Genomic DNA, 19,052 nt, shown 5'->3' with positions numbered 1-19,052 from the left:
CCCAACAGCTCTTTGGCACATCCGTGTCAAAGAGCTGTTTTTTTGTACTACGATAACTCAATCTCAATCATGTATAGAAGCTTTTGGACAGGAATTAATGGGTATATTAGATATAAAAGGAGGGAATATGATTGTCTACACAACCCAACAATTCTCAGATGAACGAAGATCGAGTCATTGTCATTGGTGCAGGGCTCGCCGGTTTGAGTTGTGCCTTTGAACTTGTAGAACAGGGGAAGTCTGTACTGGTCCTCGAAGCTGCCCCCTATGTAGGCGGACGCACAGGGAACTGGAATGAGCGGGGAATGGAGGTGGAGTCCGGGTTCCACAAATTCATTGGATATTACAAAGCACTGCCAGATCTGCTTGAACGTGCTGGCATTGACCTGGATGATATGTTGGTATGGGAAACCACGATGGAGGTTCGTCACCCTGATGCCGATGAGCATGGTGAATTTGGACTTGATGTTATTCATGCTCCACTCAAAACACTATCAGGTGTGCTGGGAAACAATAATTTCATCACGCCAGCCGACAAGGCTTCACTTATTCCTTTTTTAACTGCTGGCTTCAAGGAGTGTGTATCCAGCCCCGAGGAACTCGATTCAATATCGGTGCTTGATTTTGCGAATCAGCACGGGGTAAGCGAACAGGCTCTGCAACGAATCGTTGAACCGTTATCTTCAGGCATTTTTTTCATGCCACTTGAAAAATATTCTGCGTATGCCTTCTTTGGCCTGTTCCTGCCGGGTATTCCTCGGATTCATAAAATGCGCATTGGTGCCTTTACTGGCGGTATGACGGATGTCATGTGTGCACCTTTGGCTGCTGCCATCACGCAAAAAGGGGGACAAGTACGAATCAACGCCCCAGTAATCCGACTACTCTATGATTCGGAGGGTCTGAAGGGTGTTGAACTGGAAAATGGTGAACAGCTCTCCGCTACACGTGTTGTTGTAGCTACCAATATCCGACGTTCCCAACAATTACTTGAAGAGCACTTCAGTGAACATGAATGGTTTCAGCCCTTTTTGAGTCTGGATTCCATGCCACACGTTACAGCACAGTTCGAATCAGAGCTGCCGCTCCTTCCCGAGGACCGTACAACCTTTGGGCCAGGCACCGACATCGGTTCATTTGGGGAGCAATCCCGAACAACGTTTCGCGGGCGTCCTGGCAGAGCTTCAATCATTCTGGTTAATCCCGACGAACTCATTGATCTGCCCGATGAGGAAGTATGGGAGCGTACCAAACAAGGGTTGGTCGATATCGGACTTGCCGAAGGTGTGTCTTCCGTAACGGATTACCGGATTGTTCGGGGGAATGAAAACTTTTATCGGATCTCACCAGGCAATGAGCCCAAGCGACCCGAACAAGTGACTCCAATTCAAGGGTTATACCTCGCTGGGGATTACACTAAACAGCCCATGTTCACCACAATGGAAGGTGCTGTGATATCTGGTCAGAAGGCTGCGGCCGGCATTCTTAATATATGAGGCTAACGAAAAGCAGCCCTATTATCAGTGATCTGACAATAAGGGCTCTTTTTAGTGTATAAAGAAACATGTGTTACGAGATTACTATCGACTAGGGGCGCTGCTTCCGTTGCTGGAATTGTGAGCGGATAACATAATAAGCAGTTGCAAACAGGATAACTGCGCCTATGCCAACGATTACCATGGAAGAATTCCATCGAACAATAGTTCCAAAAGCAACCTTGGATTGAAATGGGGTACCGGAAGAAGCGGTATTCGTCAGATCAGGTACGTAATTCATAGTCATGATCATGCCTTGAACGACGTTCCAAGCTGCATAACCAATGATGAATAACAGGGTAACCAGAACGGATTCCATCGCTAATCGTTTGTTCATGCTCGCCATTTTGCCTCCTTAATTGTGGTTGTGAAGAATTACTTTATACGAAGTCTCTTCCCATTCAATTAGACAAGATGTGCTGCATTTCCTGTTTTAAACGATCTTTATTTTCATCCACATATTGATACAGCATGTCGAAGCTTTCTTCGTTATCCGATTGCATGCTCAAATTCGCGGCTTCCAGTTCAATCTGCTGCAATACCTCATGAATCTGTTCCCCATGTGTTTGCAGGGTTGTCGTGATGTCATCTTCAGACAGGCCATTCACATTATCTCGTAATTGTCCGTGCGTTACCCCGCTTTCGGACAATATCTGCTCTATCTTTTTCAGGATCACGGTATCTCCGTCATTGCCGATCCGCTCCATCGCTGCTATTGTCTCACCCAGATACTGCCCGCTGGTATTCTCAAGGAAACCGGTCATGCCGTTCATGGACAGTTCAGTATCCAAATCGATGATTAGAATGGTATCTCGCAGTACTTGTGGAAGTTCCGGTCCGCTTTCTCGAATCGTGGCAAATTCAGCTCGATAAAGGTCCATGGCAATACTGCCCACCACTTCTTCACCCGACATCTCTTCAAGCTGACCAAGTGGTAACAATTCCTGCAGTTCTTCTTGTAACTTGTTCATCTTTCTCTGCCTCCTGTATCTCTCTATCTGAATAGTTTGAACGAATGTTTTTACACTGGACCACTACGCGGTCAGAATAAACTTCCGATCGCTGTTATCCCCAGATTTTTCAATCCCTTTATTAAAGGGGAAAATCCGGTGATAAAGGCGAAGTGTATGCTTCCGTAGCAGCTTTCTTGCAGAAAGCTTTTAGCTTCGCTTCTTCAGTTTTTTTCTGCCCTCTCCGTTATCGTGTAAATTTCCAGTTCACTACGCCGACACGTTATTACATCATAGCAGAATACGCTATATAAGTTGAACATATAGAAGTTGGTATTGTGTATCCTGTTATCAAATTTACAGGGAATATCGTCAAGTTAACGTGCACTTGACCTCTGGAAAATGTTCCGCTGTTATGATCTTGGCATCACGAGTCTTGGGAGGGGTAATGATGCGCCTGGCCTTGTTCACAGACACCTATCTTCCGGAAACCAATGGCGTTGCTGGCACGCTCCACCGCTTGAGTAACCATCTGAACCGAAGAAGAATTGAACATCTGCTGTTTACTCCGAACTCCGTCATTGAAGGAAGCCATGAGACTCTAGTCAGATCGGTTGCTAACATTCCTTTTTTTCTGTATCCCGAATGCCGCATTGCTCTACCTAACAGAGCAAACACACACAAACAGCTACAAGCCTTTCAGCCCGATCTGCTGCACATCGCTACGCCTTTTAATATGGGGCTGCTTGGCCTGAGGTATGCGCTCAAACATCATCTTACGCATGTTGTCTCCTACCATACCCACTTCGATCGTTATCTCGAATATTACCGGTTGAAAAGCATGATTCCGCTCTACTGGAAATATATCCAATGGTTCCACCGTGCCTGTGATGCAACACTGACTCCATCGCAGGAAACGTTAAACACCCTGCAAGCCCAAGGCATTCAGCGTCTGAAGCTCTGGTCTCGCGGGATTGATTGCAACCTGTACTCTCCTGATAAACGCAGCTCGGATATCCGTGAACGATACCACATCACTGCTCCCCTTATTTTTCTCTACGTTGGACGCATTGCCCCAGAAAAAGATATCGCTACGCTCACAACTACCATGCAGCAATTGCCACAGGAAATGCAGTCCCGTGTACACTGGATTATTGTTGGCGATGGTCCCTCTCTCCCCAAAATGCGTCTGCAATCCCCACCGAATGTCACCTTTACAGGATATATGCATGGCGAAGAACTTGCTGTTATGTATGCTTCGGCAGATCTGTTTGTGTTTCCTTCCTCTACGGAGACATTTGGAAATGTGGTGCTGGAAGCGATGGCTTCAGGACTTCCTGTGGTGGCGGCCAATGCCGGAGGTGTAAAGGATCTGGTAGCCCATCACCGTAATGGTGTGTTATTTGAGCCAGGTCAGGCCCATGCATTGATTCGGGAGATCTGTCTCTGGGGAGATCACGGGAACCAATTAAGAATGATGGGATTGGAAGGCAGAAAGCTGGCTGAGCAGCGGTCGTGGGAGCATATTTTTGATACACTGATCGGGGATTATGAGGAGGCTATCGAACATCGGAACAGACGAACGAAAGATCGAATTATTACAGCGTAGTCTGATGAAATCAGCTTCTTCCAACAACCCATAATAACCGCCTCTGCCCTCTGTTAAGTTAAACTGGTTCGCCCCGTTCAGGCCGACCGTAGCAGCATGTGCACGCTACTACAGTCGGCCTGAAACATGTTTCCAATACACTTCATAACAAAACCTGCATCTTGGAATGGGTTGAGCTATTACACGGTATGTAGACACATAGAGCCGCAGTTATTGGAATTATTTAAAATATTTTGAATGATTGTATATGACAGATTGTCAAACCAAGTGCGACAGTTCCTCTGTGAAAGATTCGTGAGCGGTTCTCCAACCCAAGCATTTTCGTGGTCTGTGGTTTATTAGATCTAGTGAACTGGCAAGATCTTCATCCTCGACTTGAGCGAGATCGGTGCCTTTCGGGAAAAACTCTCGAAGCAATCCATTCGCATTCTCATTGGAACCGCGTTGCCAAGACGAATATGGATCAGCAAAATAAACGTGCAGGTCATGGCTTGTTTCCAGATTGGCATAGCATGTTATGAACAAACACTCTAAACAGCGACCTATTGTAAATCATCACCATAAGATATCATTATTTTAGCCCGGTATCGGTTAGTATTAATCCACATTTACAGGCTCGATCACTTCGAATAAAAATGGATTACCATTTAAATATTCTCTTATGTATGCTTGGGCATACTTTTGTTCATCGATTAAACTGGTTGTTTCTCTTGGATCAGAGGCGTGATGGCAGCAGTTCTCGATCATGAACATGACAAAAAAACATTCCAGATCCCGAATATAGTCGGTTTCCAACTTCCTAATACTCTCATAACCTTGGATAAGCATCCATCGATGCTTTGGCCAAAGCTCCAATATGGTGCCTGCCATATCGTAGAGATAATATCCGTACCCACATCTTCCAAAATCAATCGGATAGGGTTGATTATCCTCAAAAACCATATTACCGGTATGTAAATCAGCATGAATGAGCCCATAGTTATGTTCACTTAAATGCATCGTGGTAAGTTGGGATACAACCTTCTCAGCTGCATCTTGATACAGCCTCCATCCCTCTTCGGATAAAAAACGCTCATAGTAACGTTCCAACTTAGCCATTTCACGTTTAAAACTTTCTACTCCCCAAGTAGGTCTTACAAAATCAGAAGGTGGATTGAAATCCTTTGCTGCTTCATGGAGCCTGCTCATCAATACACCTATATTATATGCTTGACTATCTGTAAATTCACCTACAACTTTTTCACCCTCTATCCATCGCATCATCGTTATATAAGGGCGCCTATATCCTGTCTCTGTTTCGATGTCCAATACATAAATACTATCACAATTTGCCATCCCTTCTGGTACTTTTAGATCTTTCGATTTGTTCAGTGCTTGTAACAGTAGGAGTTCCGAACGAATTTCCTCTCTGCTTAATCGGTCCGAATGAATGCGAAGTAAATAATTGTTATCTGTACTGGTTTCAATTTTATACGTGATCGTATCGCCGGATAGTTGAATAAACTGGATGTTATCCCATTCTACGTCATACTTTCGAATTGCAGATAAAGCGACTTTCCTTGCTCTGATTAATAACGCCCGCCGTTCTTCATCAGTATCAAATCTAAAAAAATCATTCATTTGTTATCCCCCTGCAATTTTTATGAAGTAAATTAACTACTTCTCTTATATGTTATTATAACGATAGTAAAAGCTTGGAAATATGTAATAAACAATTTAATTTAAACTATACTTACGACAGATTATCAAACCAAGTGCGACAGTTCCTCTGTGAAAGATTCGTGAGCGGTTCTCCAACCCAAGCATTTTCGTGGTCTGTGGTTTATTAGATCTAGTGAACTGGCAAGATCTTCATCCTCGACTTGAGCGAGATCGGTGCCTTTCGGGAAAAACTCTCGAAGCAATCCATTCGCATTCTCATTGGAACCGCGTTGCCAAGACGAATATGGATCAGCAAAATAAACGTGCAGGTCATGGCTTGTTTCCAGATTGGCATAGCATGCAAACTCCTTTCCCCGGTCAGCCGTGGCTGTGAGGAAAGTGCCTGTGGGATACTGTGAGATGGCTACACCAAGCGCAATTTCCATAGACAGAGCAGTGCGATCAGGCATGAGAATGGCGGTATATAGACGGGTTTTGCGTTCAATGAGCGTGGCTATGCATCCTTTACTTTTCCCACGACTAGATACGACGGTATCCAGTTCCCATTGCCCAAACGTTTCACGAGAACGAACCTCTTGGGGACGATCCGAAATGGATCTGCCAATGGCAAATTTACCGCGAGTTTCTGCGGGTTTCTGACGCTTTCCTTTGTGCCGAAGAACCTGTAACGTGCCTTGAACCAGTCGACCTGCGTAGATCCAGCGATAGATCGTTTTGAAGGATACTGCTGGCAAGCCTTCGGTACGGAAGCGTTGATTGATCTGTTCCGGAGACCACGTTGCCTTCAGTTTTTCCTCCAGTGAAGCAGCTAAGGTGCTTGACCATTTACCTGAAGAAACAGAGGATTGACGACGCTTCTCATAAGCGTTCTGAGCGTGTTCTGCCTGATAGGGATAGATGAATTAGCACGATCTAGTTCGCGGCAAATCGTGGACGAATGTCTCCTCAGTTCTTTTGCAATAGCTCTTGAGCTTTTGCCTTGTCTGTGGAGGATTTCTAGCTTGCTGCGTTCGATTATGCTAAGATGTGAATAACTCATGGACTGATTCTCCTTGTGTGAATGCTGGTGTGGTAACTTTCATTCTACACGAATCAGGCTGTGAGCCATTTTTTTATTTCAGTAAGGTGTCGCACTTCATATTACAATCCGTCATATAGAAAAAAGACATGACTCCTTGAACTGAATCATGCCTTTTATTGCATACGATCTATGTGTTGAATTTACTGAACGGGACTTTGATATCTACAAATCCTTTAGCGTAAGGTGCAACCTCATAAGGGTGGAATCGGATGACAATCCCTTTATCATATAAAAAAAATTCAGATGTTTGATCAAGCTGAAAATCATAAATATTTTCTTCAAAAATAGAAACTCCTGCATTATACATGGCTAATAGACTGTTTGAGATTGATTTTTCTACCTTTTTCATCTGTATATCATCTTTAACATACTCGCTTAGCTTCAGTTCTTTCCCCGTTCTTAAGTCATAGTTATATGACCTTGTCGCATCCATTCCATGCGCTCCCCCAGCGTACATATGATCTTCATACACCACAGATATCTTTTCTTTTGCATTGTATTTTACACTGGCCATGGTAGTGAAGGAATAATTCTTGTTTAATTTCTTGTCTTCTTTGTCCAGGCTAGCTGCCTTGACTGCGTGGAGTTTAAATGTCTTGTTCAGCTTATCCGTCACAGATTTCTTACCACCTGTAAGATGTATGTATTGCTGTCCTTTGTAATACTGGATCTTCGTTTTCACTGTAATCGTGCTTGCTGCCTCTACATGATTAATCGGAAGAATGATAGCAATCAGTACAGTGATCAACAGGTAATTTATCCATCTCAATTTTTTTATTCCAGTTCTATATTTCAACATTATTGATAACCCCCTTTGGCTCAAATGATTTCGTTTCCTGCATTCTGTTCCATATTACCTGTGGAGTGCCCTTTAGGTCTGTTCCGCTCTGAACGTTGCCAATCCAGATGTCTTCTGCTCCCGGGTGTTGTAAATAGTGCCTGAGCGTTGCTTTAATCAGAATAGACGAATGTAAGTCCAGCACCTCATCCAGTGGTATCCAGAATAACTCTCCTTCATCGGAGGGCACAAAATGTCGATGGCTCGTCTCTCCGAAATATACAAACTGCTGCCAAATCTCACCACCGTTAACTTCCAACAGAATATATCGAAGCCGAAAGTATTCGACATCCGCTTGCTTGAATCCGGTCTCTTCTTCAATCTCCCGATAGCTGGCGGTCATGGGCGTGTTCAGTTCCCCTTGTTCCAAATGTCCGCCAATGCCACCCCAGAATTCAAAATCAAACAATCTGCTACCCGCCTTCTTCATCATCAGCATGTCTGAGCCATTGCTCAAAAATGCTGTAGCCATCTGTCTAATCTCCATATGTACCTCGCTTTCCAAACTGTGACTATAGTAATCTACTTGTCTATATAAACTGAACTAAAGAATATTTACACTAGACACTCCGATGACAGAACAACCTTCCGATCACTGTTATCCCCAGATTTTTTTGATTCCTTTCCTAAAGGGTAAATCCGGGGATAAAGGCGAGGTTTATGCTTCTTCAGGTTCTTTCTGTCCTCTCCGTTTGGTGTAAATGTTATATTCAATTTATATAACCGTTTCTAAAGCAATTCCTTTAGCTCACTTAGATGCTCAATCGTATGTAAAGGACCAGTCGTAATGGTGTCCTGCCATGGCTGGTTAACCTTCATCCAGATCGTACTCATGCCAACGCTTGCCGCTCCTTGAATATCGTTCACCGGATGATCGCCAATGTAGATGCACTGCTCGGGAGTGAGACCGAAATGATCGAGCGCAAGCTGAAAGATCCGAGGATCGGGCTTTTTGACTCCAGCCTCTTCTGAAACAATAATATGGTCGTAATCCTCCCGGATACCGAGTTGATCGATTTTCCCATACTGAATATCGGTTTGCCCATTGGTGATTAACCCGGTTTGATATTTTCCTCTGAGATGCTGAACAACTTCTCGCGCCTGTTCCATCAGAACTGAACTTCGCACATACTCTCTGCCATAGAACTCCATCAGTTCTGCATGTGGCGGATGCTCTGCCCAAGGAAGTTCATGTAGTAACTCGTTGAAAAGAAGGGGTTTGTCCTTATAACCATCCTGGTCGAGTTCAATAATCCGCTTGCTGATATCTTCGGTTGATTCTAGATGACCAAAATAAGTCTTAATCAAGCTCTGCGTGAATACGTCAAAGGTCATCGTTCTGTTCAGGATTGTATTGTCCAAATCAAAAATAACCGCTTTAATATGATCCATCGCTTCTTTCCCCCAGTCCAATAATGAGAAGCCGTGCTTATTTTTTCTTTTTGTGATAATGATAACCCGTGCATAGACCCTTTTGCTTGGATTTGGCTGAACAGTTATGTCCACCGTTCTTATCCAGTCTGCCTGGATGAGCATAAGCGGAAGAGGATACACCCACAAGCACGACAAGAGACAGGATTACAATAACAACCTTTTTCATAAGTCACCCTTCGATAAACACCCTATGCTTTAGGGCTTAATACGTGCTATATCATTCTACATGAAAATCCACAATTGGGATATCCTTCATCTTTTTTTATCCGTACATTCTCATAAAATCTTAAATTGCTTCAACGCATGGGTGACTCCGTCTTCACTTGCCCGCAGGGTAACATAATCGGCGCTTTGTTTAATTCGTTCTCCGCCATTTCCCATCGCAATTCCGATTCGCGCATACAGTAGCAGATCCACATCATTCTCCCCATCGCCAAAGGCCATCGTCTCATCTCTGGATATCTTCAGATAATCGAGAACTTTCCCTGCTGCTATAGATTTGCTGACTTCACTCGCTTCCAGCACATTCACTACATACGGATGGAATCTCACGAATCGTAAGGAAGGAAATCTGGATTGAAATTTCTCCGTCTCTGCCTCATCAGCATATAAGCAGATGCAATATACGTCCTGTTCTAACGTGCTGATTTTCTGTGGGGAATCCGCCAGTCCAAGCGTATCTCTCAATGCATCAGCAACACGACCATCTGCTGTACACAACCCGTTCATCTCGAAGGACTCGGTAAAATATGAAATACTACGCCCTTGCAATTCGGCAAACTCGCTAAATTCTCTAACCATCTGTGCAGAAAGAACTGACTTATGTATCACTTCATCACCTGCTTTGATCAATGCTCCGTTGGCCGAAATGATTATATCGATTCCGAGACTCCGGAATTCTTCACATAAATTAAGGGGTCTGCCTGTGACGAGTACGACGTGAATACCATTACGAATCAAGTCCTTGATCGACTCTGCTGTATGAGGTGATAAACTCCGATCCACTTCGCTCAGCAATGTACCGTCCACATCAAAGAACACAGCTTTAATCAATATATTCTTCCTCCTCTTTCTTCAAGTAAAAAGAGCAAGTACAGAATAACCTGATGCGGTCTTCCTGCACTTGCTCTTGTGATTAACGGGTCTGAACATCTTGGGTACGTCCCATGTACCATGATTGAAATGATTCCGCCGTATCCAAGGGGATGTCATGTGCGCGATGATGCAGAACAGGTTTGGCGCGGTTTACCGTATGAATGGACGCAACACCGAACCATCGCTGTAACACATTACGGGTGATCTGCACTTCGATGACTTTCTCACGTTTGGAGATGAAGAGGGTTGACGTGAGCGCGCCGCTCCGAAGTTGAATGAAATTCTGATTCAGAGTGTATCTGGTATGGAAAAAGTCCACCACTCTGCATGTTGCAATCCACACTAAAAGAATCGCCGAAATCATCCACCAGGCATGCTTCTGTCCTAACACGAATGGTTTGAAATACCACAGTAAACCCGTGATAATGATCCATCCCCAACTTGGTTTGAGCAGGCGCAGCCATAATGATATTCTCGGAAGTTTTTCCATCTCCTGTGTGACCCGATAGGATGGTAGAATCTCCTCTATCATGGTATAGGCTTGCTTCACAGGCAAGAATGGATAGAGCGAGTTCACCTCATGATCGGATTCTCCCAAACTACCTGCAGTAGTCAATTCTACTTCGGCTAATCCAAGCAGCCTTTTCATCGGAGACTGTGTAATTTTCACGGCTTGGACTCGCTCTTTCAGGATTGAAAATGACGTTTGCTCCATCATGCCTTTCGTAATATAGATCCGCTTGGCATCCGAGGTAATCTGGAAGTTTCCATATTTCACAAACGTTCTGACAATGCCCAGAGCAATAGATATGATCAATAAAACTACAATCATTAAACCGGCAATCCACCAGGAATCGAGCCAGGTTAATAACAAACTTTCCGTTACTTCCTCATCTGGGAAGAAGTCCTTCACCCACGAATAGAGCGTAGCCAGGACCGGAATCAGTACGAGAAAACTAAGCGACGTAAAGGATGCTTTCAATATGTCCCTGCGAGTGGAATGATAATGAACAACCCGTTCCTGTTTTTCTTTGGCAGGTAGTGACATGACTTCATCCGTTACAACAGGTTCAGATTGCTCCTCTCCCTCTTCGATGGACTCATCTACATCTATCGTAACATGTTCCTCTGCTTCTTCAGCCATGTGACCTGCTACAATTTTCTCCAGCTGTTCCGCTCCGGAAAGTGAAACAACGTGTAACTGAAAGGTAGCATCTTCTCCCTTAATTCCGGTCTCGAATCGAATTGACGTCACCCGGAACAAACGATGAAACAGCGCCGTATGACGATTCACATTCTGGACCTTGGTATAAGGTATCGTTCTTCGAGTACGGTTGAACACACCACTATAGATATGAAAGGCTGTATCATCTGCTGTGTAACGCGAGGTGAACCACTTCAAGATAATCGAAATAATACTGATGGATATCCCGATGTAAAAGGCGATTCTTCCATAGAAAACCCATTGGGACTCTGAGCCCTGACGGAAAATAAACAAAAACAGGATGATCGCAAACGAATTTTTCACCAGTTTCCACAAACTCCACAGCATGGTTAATGGATGATGTCGCTTCATATCGATCATTCATCCACCTCATTAATCCGCGCATAGGACGCAATCTGATGACGGAGTGAAAGCGCTACTTCCTCTGGCAATGCCGGGATGTCATGCGATGAACCCATCGTGCCCACCGATACGGAATAGAGTCCATATTTTCGCATCAAAGGTCCCTGATTCGTTGTAACCGATTGCACTTTCGCCATGGGGATGATCTGATGTACCTTGGTTAGCGCCCCATGCTTCAGTTGCAGGAACTCCTCATTCACATCATAGTACCAATGCTTGTATAACCATGAAGGCTGGATGAAGATATCCCACACCGCATAAGGCACAGATATGGCCGTAACGCCCCACAAAATCCAACCAATCCACGTCTTCCATCCATAGATGGAGTCGAGTATTAACAGTACGGCAAGTATCAGAAAGCCTATCACATTCCATATGATGGCGCTAATTCTCCACAAGTTTACCGCATGAGGGGAGAGCCGTTGCTCGGGTGTATTCCACTGGATTGACATATGTTCACTCCTTTTTTCCTCGGGTACATAAAAACACACATAATACACTCTACGAACAATCGTCCACGATCGATGCAGAAAGATTCCGTTAGTTAGTAAAAGAGATGACCCCTGTGTGATACAGGTCGTCATCTCTATTGTTTATTTTACTATAAAATCGTGTACTTCACACAGCCAAACCATATGGTCAGTTCCTTCGCCCCAGTAGTTCTTCGCCACGACATAGGGTTCACCGAATTTGCGTTGCCACTTCTTCTGTGCGATTCGATAGCCGCTATCCAGGCAGAATTGCTGGATTCCCAGCCGCTGCAGTTCAGTAACCAGTGCGAGAATAAGCGCCGAACCAATCCCCTGACCTTGAACCTCGGGCAAAACGTACAAGCTACCCAGTTCTCCGATATCGTTCAGCCGGTGATCTGTACATTCTCGTATCTCCTCACCACAAGGTCCATACGAGATTGTGCCTACAATGGACTTACCCATTTTGGCCACGAGGAAAAATACCCTTGCTTCCTTGTTGTGATCTGACTGCAATGCAGTGTGAATCAATGCTTTCTTATGCGCTATTTCATCCTGGATATCATCCTTAAGGGAGCCTATACCCTCCTGTTTGAATGCCGCGGGGATGGTTGTCTCGAACACCTGATACGCTCCCTCTGCATCCGATTGCGTCAAAGGTTTAATGATCATTCTGTCATCCACAGGTTCTTCTCCATTCCATATACCTTCTTAATCTGTACGTCGCTGGATCAATCTTCTTAATTGATTCGAATCCTCAAGAGATATGCTATATCCCGTTGAGGTGTCTTCCTGGTTTACTAACAGACCTTGCATCTCGGAGTCCATTCCTAATGAAAAATCGTACCGCGTTACCGAGCCATCCGCATTCGTTATACTCATCTTGTACTGTGTGCCATAATTCAGATTGCCCGGCAAACGCTCTGCCTTATGTATGGCCTCCATCATGTGCCGTATCTCGTCAGATCGATCAAACATAACATCTTGGCATGGTTCAAAAGTGAAGTCTGGATTACAGGTTAAGGTGATCAGCACAGGAAGCCCTTCTTCCGATTCCGGTTCATTCGGTTGACTGCATCCTGTCATGAACGTAGCAATGACGAGTACCATCAAGAAACCTACATATTTCACCATACCACCTGCCTCCCTGACTTCGTAATGAATAGAGACGTACTGGATAGAGACGTAATGATTACAGCATCTAGTGACCAAACTGAACTATTTATCAGTAGTCATGTCAAGTTACGTAACTCTGGGTCCCACGAAGACAACAGAGCGGTCAGTCTCTGTACGGTCTCTTCCACAAATACTTGAACCCTAGCACCCGTGATGAACTCAGGAGTAATTCCCGGTTCTTCCCCATTCAGAAAAGAAAACGTGTGGTCCCGCCAGCGAATAATCTCGTCAGCAGTTAAACGATCCGTCATGTCATAACCTGGTGAACTGTTGAGCACATGCCATACCTCTTCACTCCAACTTGAACCTTGATAAAGATTGAAATCGATCTGGTCCGTCTCCTGGTAATATAATCGCGCCAGTTCATCCTTCGATCTGCTAATGCCTCTATGTTGGTCTACCTTGTTGACCCGTTCGACGAATTCAGGATGCACACTTCGGAACCAGTAATAGTCTGTCAGCACATGCATAAAGTACCCACGCACAAACCACTTCCATCCTTCATCGATGAGTTGTTGCATATAGGATGAGTAGAGTTCCTGCAGTCGACCAACGTGATCTCCTTCATCCTTTGGGTTGAAATGGGTGTACTCCTTATCGTCTCTGGTTGTGCCTTCACGCATATGTATGGAATCCGGGGCGATATTCCCCAGATAGAATGAACCTCGATCAGTCTGCACTTGCAGAGAGTCTGCAATTCGATTAGCAATATTGAGATGAACCATAGGTAGCGGCATAGAGATGATCTCCTTTTATCGGGAATATTCTACTATACTTAGGAAAAAGTAATTAACCCTTGATTCTCTCCAATTGCATCCGGTCAAACAGCTGCTCCAGATCCGTATGGTACTCCGGCTGTTCCTGTGCGAGCAGACTAATATATTCCGACCCACACTCATAGAATACCAGACGATTAAACGGAGCTGTATCTCCAAAATGATTGCTTTCCTGTCCAAATTTTCCACGAATCAGATTCTCAACATACCTTGCGAAACCTTCGTTCCATTCCAGCCAGCTCCAGTACTCGGCTTGTTCTTCATTTAATGAACCGAACAGTGCCTTTCTAGCTGTTTGCACTTCCGTTAGGTCCTTACTCTTCAACGCAGACAATAATGAGTTAATCCGCTCCACAACGATTTCATCTTCATACGGAAACTCATAATCCAGTTCCCATGTTACACGCTTCAGTTGGTCCATTTTATGCTTAATCTGGAGACGGTTCACGATCCGTTCATCATATTTCTCATATACATAACAATGAACATATTCGTGGAATAGATAGACTTTCTGCTCCAGATCTTTAAAAGCTGCATCCGTTACAATCGCGCACATTCGTCCATCCATATGATGCACAGGCATCGCAGCAAGGCATTCATCTGGAATATATAAATCATCTGGAACCGTCTTCACCCACTCATATTGTTGTGTTTTGGACGAATAATCATAGATATATAATAAAGCCTCATAGGCTACAACCACTGGATAATGTTCTGCAAATAAAGGATGTATGCTGACCAAATCTTTCTGAAGCTCGTTTAACTCGTTAATTTGCTCTAAAAAAGCTTCCATGTTATTAACCCTCTCTTTACTGGGATGATGCGTTAATCATACTAGAACAGGAAAGATAAAACACTGAGAGAAAAATGATAATTCTGTTCGAGTATGAAATGGTGAACGTTAGAATCGCTCTCCGCGTTTCTCATACAGGTAGATATCCAGTGCCTGAATCCCACGTTGGGCAAGCTTAATAAACAGGATCAGCGCATACACACCCAGTCCATATAACAATACATTAATCAACATTGCTAATATTGTAATGATAGAATTATCACTCCCTATTTTAGCATATTTTTCCTCAGTTAACTTTTCTGGTAGATGTAAGAGGCATTTAGCGTGCTTATCGGTCGAAAAACGAAAAATCTTCCACACCCGTACGAGAAAGGTGGAAGATTTATAATCCGGTATACAGTTTCCTAAGTTCGTTCACCACTGACTATGTGCCAATGTTGATGCTTCGAGTCTTGATAGTTGCCCAGGTTCGTCACAATCTTGGATGCTCCTGTCTGAGCTAACAAGTCAGCAGCTACTTTTTTAATGACCTGCATCATTTCTAAGAGTAGCTCATCATTATTCTCTTCTTCTTCTGAAATGAAGGACTGAATATGAATCTTGGGAATCACAACAATGTGATGCTTGTAGTATGGCCGAGTGTGATGGTAAGCCATAACGTTATTTGTTTCCATGACAACGTTGACTTGAGTTTTACCACTCAGCACCTCATCACAATAAAAGTCCTCCGTCATAACATCCCTCCTCTTACTAGTTAGTTCTGATATACCCTGCCTTCTTCAATACATATTCCGTAAACGGATTGATATCAGGGGTCGGCTGATTCAGATCAAAATATCGGAGCTCCAGCCCTTCATCATCCATAATGGTTGGGCTGCCCTTGATGCCTGCAGCTTCATAAACAGCCATGACGTTGTAAACTTCATCACCATGTGGATACTGATAGTACATGTCCTCACCAGAAAAAACGCTAATGAGTTTGTACGATTCCGCTCTCAGTCCGGCTTCTTCATACAATTCCCGCGCAGCTGCTTCCTCCAGTGACTCCCCGGGCTCCATTGAACCCCCAAGTGTCCCCCAATCCAAGCTATCTGTACGTTTTTGCAGCAGCAGGTGGCCTTCCTCATTGAACACGAGTACACATGAGCCCGCCATAATTAGAGGACGAGGGCCCACCAGTTTTCTTAGTTCCATGATATATCCCATACATGCTCCTCTCCCATCTTCAAATTGCATACGTTAAAACGTTCCTTATGATTTGGTCAGGATTCCCTCATCCACGGATTTCTGAATAAGTTGCTGCGTATACTCCCACAATGTTTCGGAACCGTTCGCAATCTCACGGTTTCTGTTTAATACCTGATCACTTGTAATGTTATATTTCTGCCACGTATCTCCCTCATTCTGATGATTGTGGATTAGAGGCTGCAACCGGTCGAGAGATGAAGCAAATTGTGCTTCAGGCGTCTGCTTTGATTCAAACTCCAACCATAATTGGAGTAGTTCTTCAGCCTGTTCCTTAGGCAACATACCAAACAGCCGATGAGCCGCTTTGATTTCACGATCATATTTATCCGTGTGTCCCACCGTATCGTAAGCGAATGTATCTCCGGCATCAATCTCGACCAGATCATGAACAAGAAGCATCTTAATGACTTTGAGGATATCCACATCCTTGTTGGCGTGACTCTGTAGAACCAAAGCCATCATCGCCAGATGCCAGGAATGCTCCGCATCATTTTCAAGTCTATCCCCATGGATGATTCTTGTTCTCCGTTCAATCGTTTTTAGTTTATCAATTTCAATGAGAAAATGAATCTGATCCTGTAATGAGTCGTTCAACAGTATATCCTCCTTCATATTCGATACCGAATCTATATAGAGAGGTCATACCAGTAGACTTTATAGTTAAAGTCCAGTGACATGCCCACACCCTGTGCCAGACGAATTGAGCCTTCATTGTCCGGAGAACAATCCCAATACGGATGTTTGTCTACGCGACTGCATTCTTCTACAAATGCTTTTGCCACCATCGCACCATAATTTCTTCTTCTGTAGACTTCAACCGTTTCAATATCAACCGCATGTGTCTGATCTGCAATAAATGCCGAAAAGCAAACACTCGCGATATCATCGTTATGCACTGCAATGTAGCCAAAGCCATGTTGTAAAAAATCATCTATTGTCGTCCAAAAGTGAGAGATTTTATCTTTCAGAAAAGAGGAATTGTTATACCTTTTCTCTCCTAATAGCACTTGATCTATTCTGAGAATTCTGACTTCCTCGTCCTGAAAAGCATATATATCGATAGGTACTTGATGACTTATAGGATCTGGATTCAATTGGAATACATGTTGAATATCACTGGAGATCTCTCTTTTCCCGGAGATATGCTGAAGAACATCTTCCCAGGCTTCGTCCACCACACCAATCTCAACGGCATGAATATGTAAGTTCAATAACTCAGGTTCAATATGTTCCTGCATGAACTCTTTCAATTCATTCAGAAAGGGGCCACTTCGAGAGTCTCCAATCAACTGAAAACCAGATTGTCCCTGTACCCAAATTAAAGCTGCAGTTATATTCTCTGCATCATCGACATAGATCCGTCCCGGATTCAAGCCAGATACCACAGCCTTAACTTCAATATTCTGACACGAATCCGTGAGATGCTTTACTTTGTGGAAGTCATGTTTATCAATCTCGGTTATCATTGGTTCATTCCTCCCAAATTCGAGACAGAGCCCTAAAGCATGGATGATCTCAATCAAATCTGATATTCATAGATTCTCGTCTCTTCATCATCAAGCAGGTATCCTTTACCGATATAAGTCCAATTACTTTTTTCATAATAATCGTTCAGATCCGTACATAGGTACAGCTTGTCATACCCTTTTGCTTTCACCTCATTCATCGCATGAGTCTGAAGTTGTCCACCCAGGTTCTGGCCCCGATATTCTGGATCAACATGAAGACACGCAAACCAGGGAAAGAGATCCTGCCTGCTATTCAGATCGCTTCGCAACAAAGCGTACCCACCGATAATTCGGTCTCCGTCCAACATCACATAAAATCTTGGCACATCACTCTCTGTATCCACAGAACGCTCTATACAATCCCGATAGAAATGGAAGCTTGATTCTGAGCCCCATTGTTTCCAGAAATACTGTACTGCTTCTTGCAGCACGTCCGGCTTCTGCCGAATATCAATAATTTGCAAAATGTTATTCTCCCTTCACTTGGATCTGATTCAACATATATTCCGCATAATCCAGAAGTAATGCTTCACTCAAATTCACATTCTCCAGTTCACCATTGTACTGTGCAAGACATTGTGAGATGACGTCCGTGTATTTAGCGGGTAGCTCTGTGAGCGCCCATGCTCCTGCTTCTCGCTTGGAGTGAATGACTGAATCTTTCACATACAAGAGAACCCGGGACAGATTCAATACATAGTAGACTGGGTTGTCCACAATTTCGTCCATAGCTGAACTCGTATCCGATGTAATTGAGGCAATCATATGTTCACGATTTTCCGGTTGGAACAGATCTTTAATTGGTTTACCATCCAGCACAATACCTCGATCATAGATGACCGCCATATGTGCTACCAGATCCGGATCTTCATATCCGCCACAGAGATATTGCTCATCCGTTCGATATTTCTCCCGGTGATACGCAGAGTAATGAAATTCGAAAGGAGTAGGGTATGCCATGGCAACAATCGTAGATTCCAGTACAATACTGAGTTCAAAGCCTTTCGTAATGTGCATCTCATCTTCAATATGCATTAGCTTTTTTGCAATCCTTCGATAGGTATCGGCAGATCGCTTTTCCCGGCTAACGACCAATATATCAATATCACTCTGATTCGGATGAAAGCATCCCATGGCCATAGAACCGTGTAAATAGATTCCCACCAAGGCATCCGTTAATTCTTCTTTCAACATACGAGTAACGCTATCTAAAACAGTTTTTTCATTCAACAAGAGTCTCTCCTTTATGT

At 43.9% G+C, this 19,052-nt stretch carries 23 protein-coding genes and 2 pseudogenes; 2 read left to right on the top strand and 23 right to left on the bottom strand.

Translation table 11 applies throughout. The features are described from left to right. The first annotated feature begins 131 nt into the window (after window positions 1-131). The gene (locus WFI24_RS10265) at window positions 132-1,496 is read left to right on the top strand and encodes a hydroxysqualene dehydroxylase (RefSeq protein WP_336760463.1); all 1,365 of its coding nucleotides are present in this window, start codon (window positions 132-134) and stop codon (window positions 1,494-1,496) included. 91 nt (window positions 1,497-1,587) lie between these two features. On the opposite strand, the gene WFI24_RS10260 is transcribed toward WFI24_RS10265, so the two are convergent. Together WFI24_RS10260 and WFI24_RS10255 are read right to left on the bottom strand one after the other, a co-directional pair. Next, entirely contained in the window at window positions 1,588-1,872 is a 285-nt protein-coding gene (locus tag WFI24_RS10260) for a hypothetical protein (RefSeq protein WP_336760461.1), read from the bottom strand. A gap of 64 nt (window positions 1,873-1,936) precedes the next feature. Beyond that, entirely contained in the window at window positions 1,937-2,506 is a 570-nt protein-coding gene (locus WFI24_RS10255) for a DMP19 family protein (protein WP_336760460.1), read from the bottom strand. Between the two features lie 427 nt (window positions 2,507-2,933). Here WFI24_RS10255 and WFI24_RS10250 point away from each other — a divergent pair, with 427 nt between their 5' ends. Continuing rightward, window positions 2,934-4,094: a glycosyltransferase family 4 protein gene (locus WFI24_RS10250; RefSeq protein WP_336760458.1), complete on the top strand. Its 1,161-nt coding sequence runs from the start codon at window positions 2,934-2,936 to the stop codon at window positions 4,092-4,094. 258 nt (window positions 4,095-4,352) lie between these two features. On the opposite strand, the pseudogene WFI24_RS10245 reads toward WFI24_RS10250, so the two are convergent. The 21 genes and pseudogenes from WFI24_RS10245 to WFI24_RS10145 form a co-directional block, all read right to left on the bottom strand. Continuing rightward, window positions 4,353-4,610, bottom strand: a pseudogene (locus tag WFI24_RS10245) (IS30 family transposase); the annotation flags it as partial. 81 nt (window positions 4,611-4,691) lie between these two features. Beyond that, the gene (locus WFI24_RS10240) at window positions 4,692-5,714 is read right to left on the bottom strand and encodes a phosphotransferase enzyme family protein (protein WP_336760457.1); all 1,023 of its coding nucleotides are present in this window, start codon (window positions 5,712-5,714) and stop codon (window positions 4,692-4,694) included. Between the two features lie 125 nt (window positions 5,715-5,839). After that, window positions 5,840-6,795 (bottom strand): annotated as a pseudogene (locus tag WFI24_RS10235) (IS30 family transposase). 169 nt (window positions 6,796-6,964) lie between these two features. Continuing rightward, window positions 6,965-7,636 (bottom strand): DUF3298 and DUF4163 domain-containing protein, encoded by a 672-nt coding sequence (locus tag WFI24_RS10230; RefSeq protein ID WP_336760455.1) that lies wholly within the window; start codon window positions 7,634-7,636, stop codon window positions 6,965-6,967. Continuing rightward, window positions 7,623-8,147, bottom strand: a complete 525-nt coding sequence (locus WFI24_RS10225; RefSeq protein WP_336760454.1) for an NUDIX domain-containing protein — start codon at window positions 8,145-8,147, stop codon at window positions 7,623-7,625. The genes WFI24_RS10230 and WFI24_RS10225 overlap by 14 nt, the downstream gene beginning before the upstream one ends. 257 nt (window positions 8,148-8,404) lie before the next feature. Further along, window positions 8,405-9,067, bottom strand: a complete 663-nt coding sequence (locus WFI24_RS10220; RefSeq protein ID WP_336760452.1) for an HAD family hydrolase — start codon at window positions 9,065-9,067, stop codon at window positions 8,405-8,407. Between the two features lie 37 nt (window positions 9,068-9,104). Beyond that, the gene (locus WFI24_RS10215; RefSeq protein WP_094030640.1) at window positions 9,105-9,275 is read right to left on the bottom strand and encodes a YHYH domain-containing protein; all 171 of its coding nucleotides are present in this window, start codon (window positions 9,273-9,275) and stop codon (window positions 9,105-9,107) included. 110 nt (window positions 9,276-9,385) lie between these two features. Continuing rightward, window positions 9,386-10,162: a Cof-type HAD-IIB family hydrolase gene (locus WFI24_RS10210; protein ID WP_336760448.1), complete on the bottom strand. Its 777-nt coding sequence runs from the start codon at window positions 10,160-10,162 to the stop codon at window positions 9,386-9,388. An 82-nt stretch (window positions 10,163-10,244) separates the two neighbouring features. Then, window positions 10,245-11,789 (bottom strand): PH domain-containing protein, encoded by a 1,545-nt coding sequence (locus WFI24_RS10205; protein ID WP_336760446.1) that lies wholly within the window; start codon window positions 11,787-11,789, stop codon window positions 10,245-10,247. Next, the gene (locus tag WFI24_RS10200) at window positions 11,786-12,283 is read right to left on the bottom strand and encodes a PH domain-containing protein (protein WP_336760445.1); all 498 of its coding nucleotides are present in this window, start codon (window positions 12,281-12,283) and stop codon (window positions 11,786-11,788) included. Before WFI24_RS10200 ends, WFI24_RS10205 begins: the two co-directional genes overlap by 4 nt. 141 nt (window positions 12,284-12,424) lie before the next feature. Then, a complete protein-coding gene (locus tag WFI24_RS10195; RefSeq protein ID WP_336760444.1) occupies window positions 12,425-12,985 on the bottom strand; it encodes a GNAT family N-acetyltransferase in 561 nt (186 codons plus the stop codon). Between the two features lie 27 nt (window positions 12,986-13,012). After that, window positions 13,013-13,435 carry a hypothetical protein gene (locus WFI24_RS10190; protein ID WP_336760443.1) on the bottom strand — a complete coding sequence of 141 codons (423 nt, stop codon included), beginning with the start codon at window positions 13,433-13,435 and terminating at the stop codon, window positions 13,013-13,015. A gap of 98 nt (window positions 13,436-13,533) precedes the next feature. Further along, window positions 13,534-14,214, bottom strand: coding sequence for a zinc dependent phospholipase C family protein (locus tag WFI24_RS10185; RefSeq protein ID WP_336760441.1), 681 nt, complete (start codon window positions 14,212-14,214; stop codon window positions 13,534-13,536). 52 nt (window positions 14,215-14,266) lie between these two features. Continuing rightward, complete coding sequence (locus WFI24_RS10180; RefSeq protein WP_336760440.1) at window positions 14,267-15,046, bottom strand: hypothetical protein; 780 nt, start codon at window positions 15,044-15,046, stop codon at window positions 14,267-14,269. 108 nt (window positions 15,047-15,154) lie between these two features. After that, window positions 15,155-15,280: a hypothetical protein gene (locus tag WFI24_RS10175; protein ID WP_336760439.1), complete on the bottom strand. Its 126-nt coding sequence runs from the start codon at window positions 15,278-15,280 to the stop codon at window positions 15,155-15,157. Between the two features lie 170 nt (window positions 15,281-15,450). Continuing rightward, complete coding sequence (locus tag WFI24_RS10170) at window positions 15,451-15,780, bottom strand: HIT family protein (protein WP_336760438.1); 330 nt, start codon at window positions 15,778-15,780, stop codon at window positions 15,451-15,453. Between the two features lie 16 nt (window positions 15,781-15,796). Next, entirely contained in the window at window positions 15,797-16,252 is a 456-nt protein-coding gene (locus WFI24_RS10165; protein WP_336760436.1) for an NUDIX hydrolase, read from the bottom strand. Window positions 16,253-16,297: 45 nt separating this feature from the next. Further along, entirely contained in the window at window positions 16,298-16,888 is a 591-nt protein-coding gene (locus tag WFI24_RS10160) for an HD domain-containing protein (protein ID WP_336760433.1), read from the bottom strand. Window positions 16,889-16,920: 32 nt separating this feature from the next. Continuing rightward, window positions 16,921-17,760 carry a GNAT family N-acetyltransferase gene (locus tag WFI24_RS10155; RefSeq protein ID WP_336760431.1) on the bottom strand — a complete coding sequence of 280 codons (840 nt, stop codon included), beginning with the start codon at window positions 17,758-17,760 and terminating at the stop codon, window positions 16,921-16,923. A gap of 53 nt (window positions 17,761-17,813) precedes the next feature. Next, a complete protein-coding gene (locus tag WFI24_RS10150) occupies window positions 17,814-18,266 on the bottom strand; it encodes a GNAT family N-acetyltransferase (protein ID WP_336760429.1) in 453 nt (150 codons plus the stop codon). Window positions 18,267-18,270: 4 nt separating this feature from the next. Then, the gene (locus WFI24_RS10145) at window positions 18,271-19,032 is read right to left on the bottom strand and encodes an aminoglycoside adenylyltransferase domain-containing protein (RefSeq protein ID WP_336760427.1); all 762 of its coding nucleotides are present in this window, start codon (window positions 19,030-19,032) and stop codon (window positions 18,271-18,273) included. Window positions 19,033-19,052 lie beyond the last annotated feature (20 nt).

It is taken from the genome of Paenibacillus sp. USHLN196 (assembly GCF_037144955.1).
GTDB lineage: Bacteria > Bacillota > Bacilli > Paenibacillales > Paenibacillaceae > Paenibacillus > Paenibacillus xylanexedens_C.
The sequence above is the reverse complement of the archived record's forward strand: the minus strand, read 5'-3'. Positions and strand labels throughout refer to the sequence as shown.

What these genes read in the sequence shown, in the direction of transcription:
- WFI24_RS10170 (WP_336760438.1), bottom strand. Translation starts at nt 15,780, where the DNA reads ATGACGGAGGACTTTTATTGTGATGAGGTGCTGAGTGGTAAAACTCAA.
- WFI24_RS10185 (WP_336760441.1), bottom strand. Translation starts at nt 14,214, where the DNA reads ATGCCGCTACCTATGGTTCATCTCAATATTGCTAATCGAATTGCAGAC.
- WFI24_RS10190 (WP_336760443.1), bottom strand. Translation starts at nt 13,435, where the DNA reads ATGGTGAAATATGTAGGTTTCTTGATGGTACTCGTCATTGCTACGTTC.
- WFI24_RS10205 (WP_336760446.1), bottom strand. Translation starts at nt 11,789, where the DNA reads ATGATCGATATGAAGCGACATCATCCATTAACCATGCTGTGGAGTTTG.
- WFI24_RS10240 (WP_336760457.1), bottom strand. Translation starts at nt 5,714, where the DNA reads ATGAATGATTTTTTTAGATTTGATACTGATGAAGAACGGCGGGCGTTA.
- WFI24_RS10255 (WP_336760460.1), bottom strand. Translation starts at nt 2,506, where the DNA reads ATGAACAAGTTACAAGAAGAACTGCAGGAATTGTTACCACTTGGTCAG.
- WFI24_RS10225 (WP_336760454.1), bottom strand. Translation starts at nt 8,147, where the DNA reads ATGGCTACAGCATTTTTGAGCAATGGCTCAGACATGCTGATGATGAAG.
- WFI24_RS10180 (WP_336760440.1), bottom strand. Translation starts at nt 15,046, where the DNA reads ATGGAAGCTTTTTTAGAGCAAATTAACGAGTTAAACGAGCTTCAGAAA.
- WFI24_RS10215 (WP_094030640.1), bottom strand. Translation starts at nt 9,275, where the DNA reads ATGAAAAAGGTTGTTATTGTAATCCTGTCTCTTGTCGTGCTTGTGGGT.
- WFI24_RS10260 (WP_336760461.1), bottom strand. Translation starts at nt 1,872, where the DNA reads ATGAACAAACGATTAGCGATGGAATCCGTTCTGGTTACCCTGTTATTC.
- WFI24_RS10200 (WP_336760445.1), bottom strand. Translation starts at nt 12,283, where the DNA reads ATGTCAATCCAGTGGAATACACCCGAGCAACGGCTCTCCCCTCATGCG.
- WFI24_RS10250 (WP_336760458.1), top strand. Translation starts at nt 2,934, where the DNA reads ATGATGCGCCTGGCCTTGTTCACAGACACCTATCTTCCGGAAACCAAT.
- WFI24_RS10230 (WP_336760455.1), bottom strand. Translation starts at nt 7,636, where the DNA reads ATGTTGAAATATAGAACTGGAATAAAAAAATTGAGATGGATAAATTAC.
- WFI24_RS10175 (WP_336760439.1), bottom strand. Translation starts at nt 15,280, where the DNA reads ATGTTGATTAATGTATTGTTATATGGACTGGGTGTGTATGCGCTGATC.
- WFI24_RS10155 (WP_336760431.1), bottom strand. Translation starts at nt 17,760, where the DNA reads ATGATAACCGAGATTGATAAACATGACTTCCACAAAGTAAAGCATCTC.
- WFI24_RS10165 (WP_336760436.1), bottom strand. Translation starts at nt 16,252, where the DNA reads ATGGGATATATCATGGAACTAAGAAAACTGGTGGGCCCTCGTCCTCTA.
- WFI24_RS10220 (WP_336760452.1), bottom strand. Translation starts at nt 9,067, where the DNA reads ATGGATCATATTAAAGCGGTTATTTTTGATTTGGACAATACAATCCTG.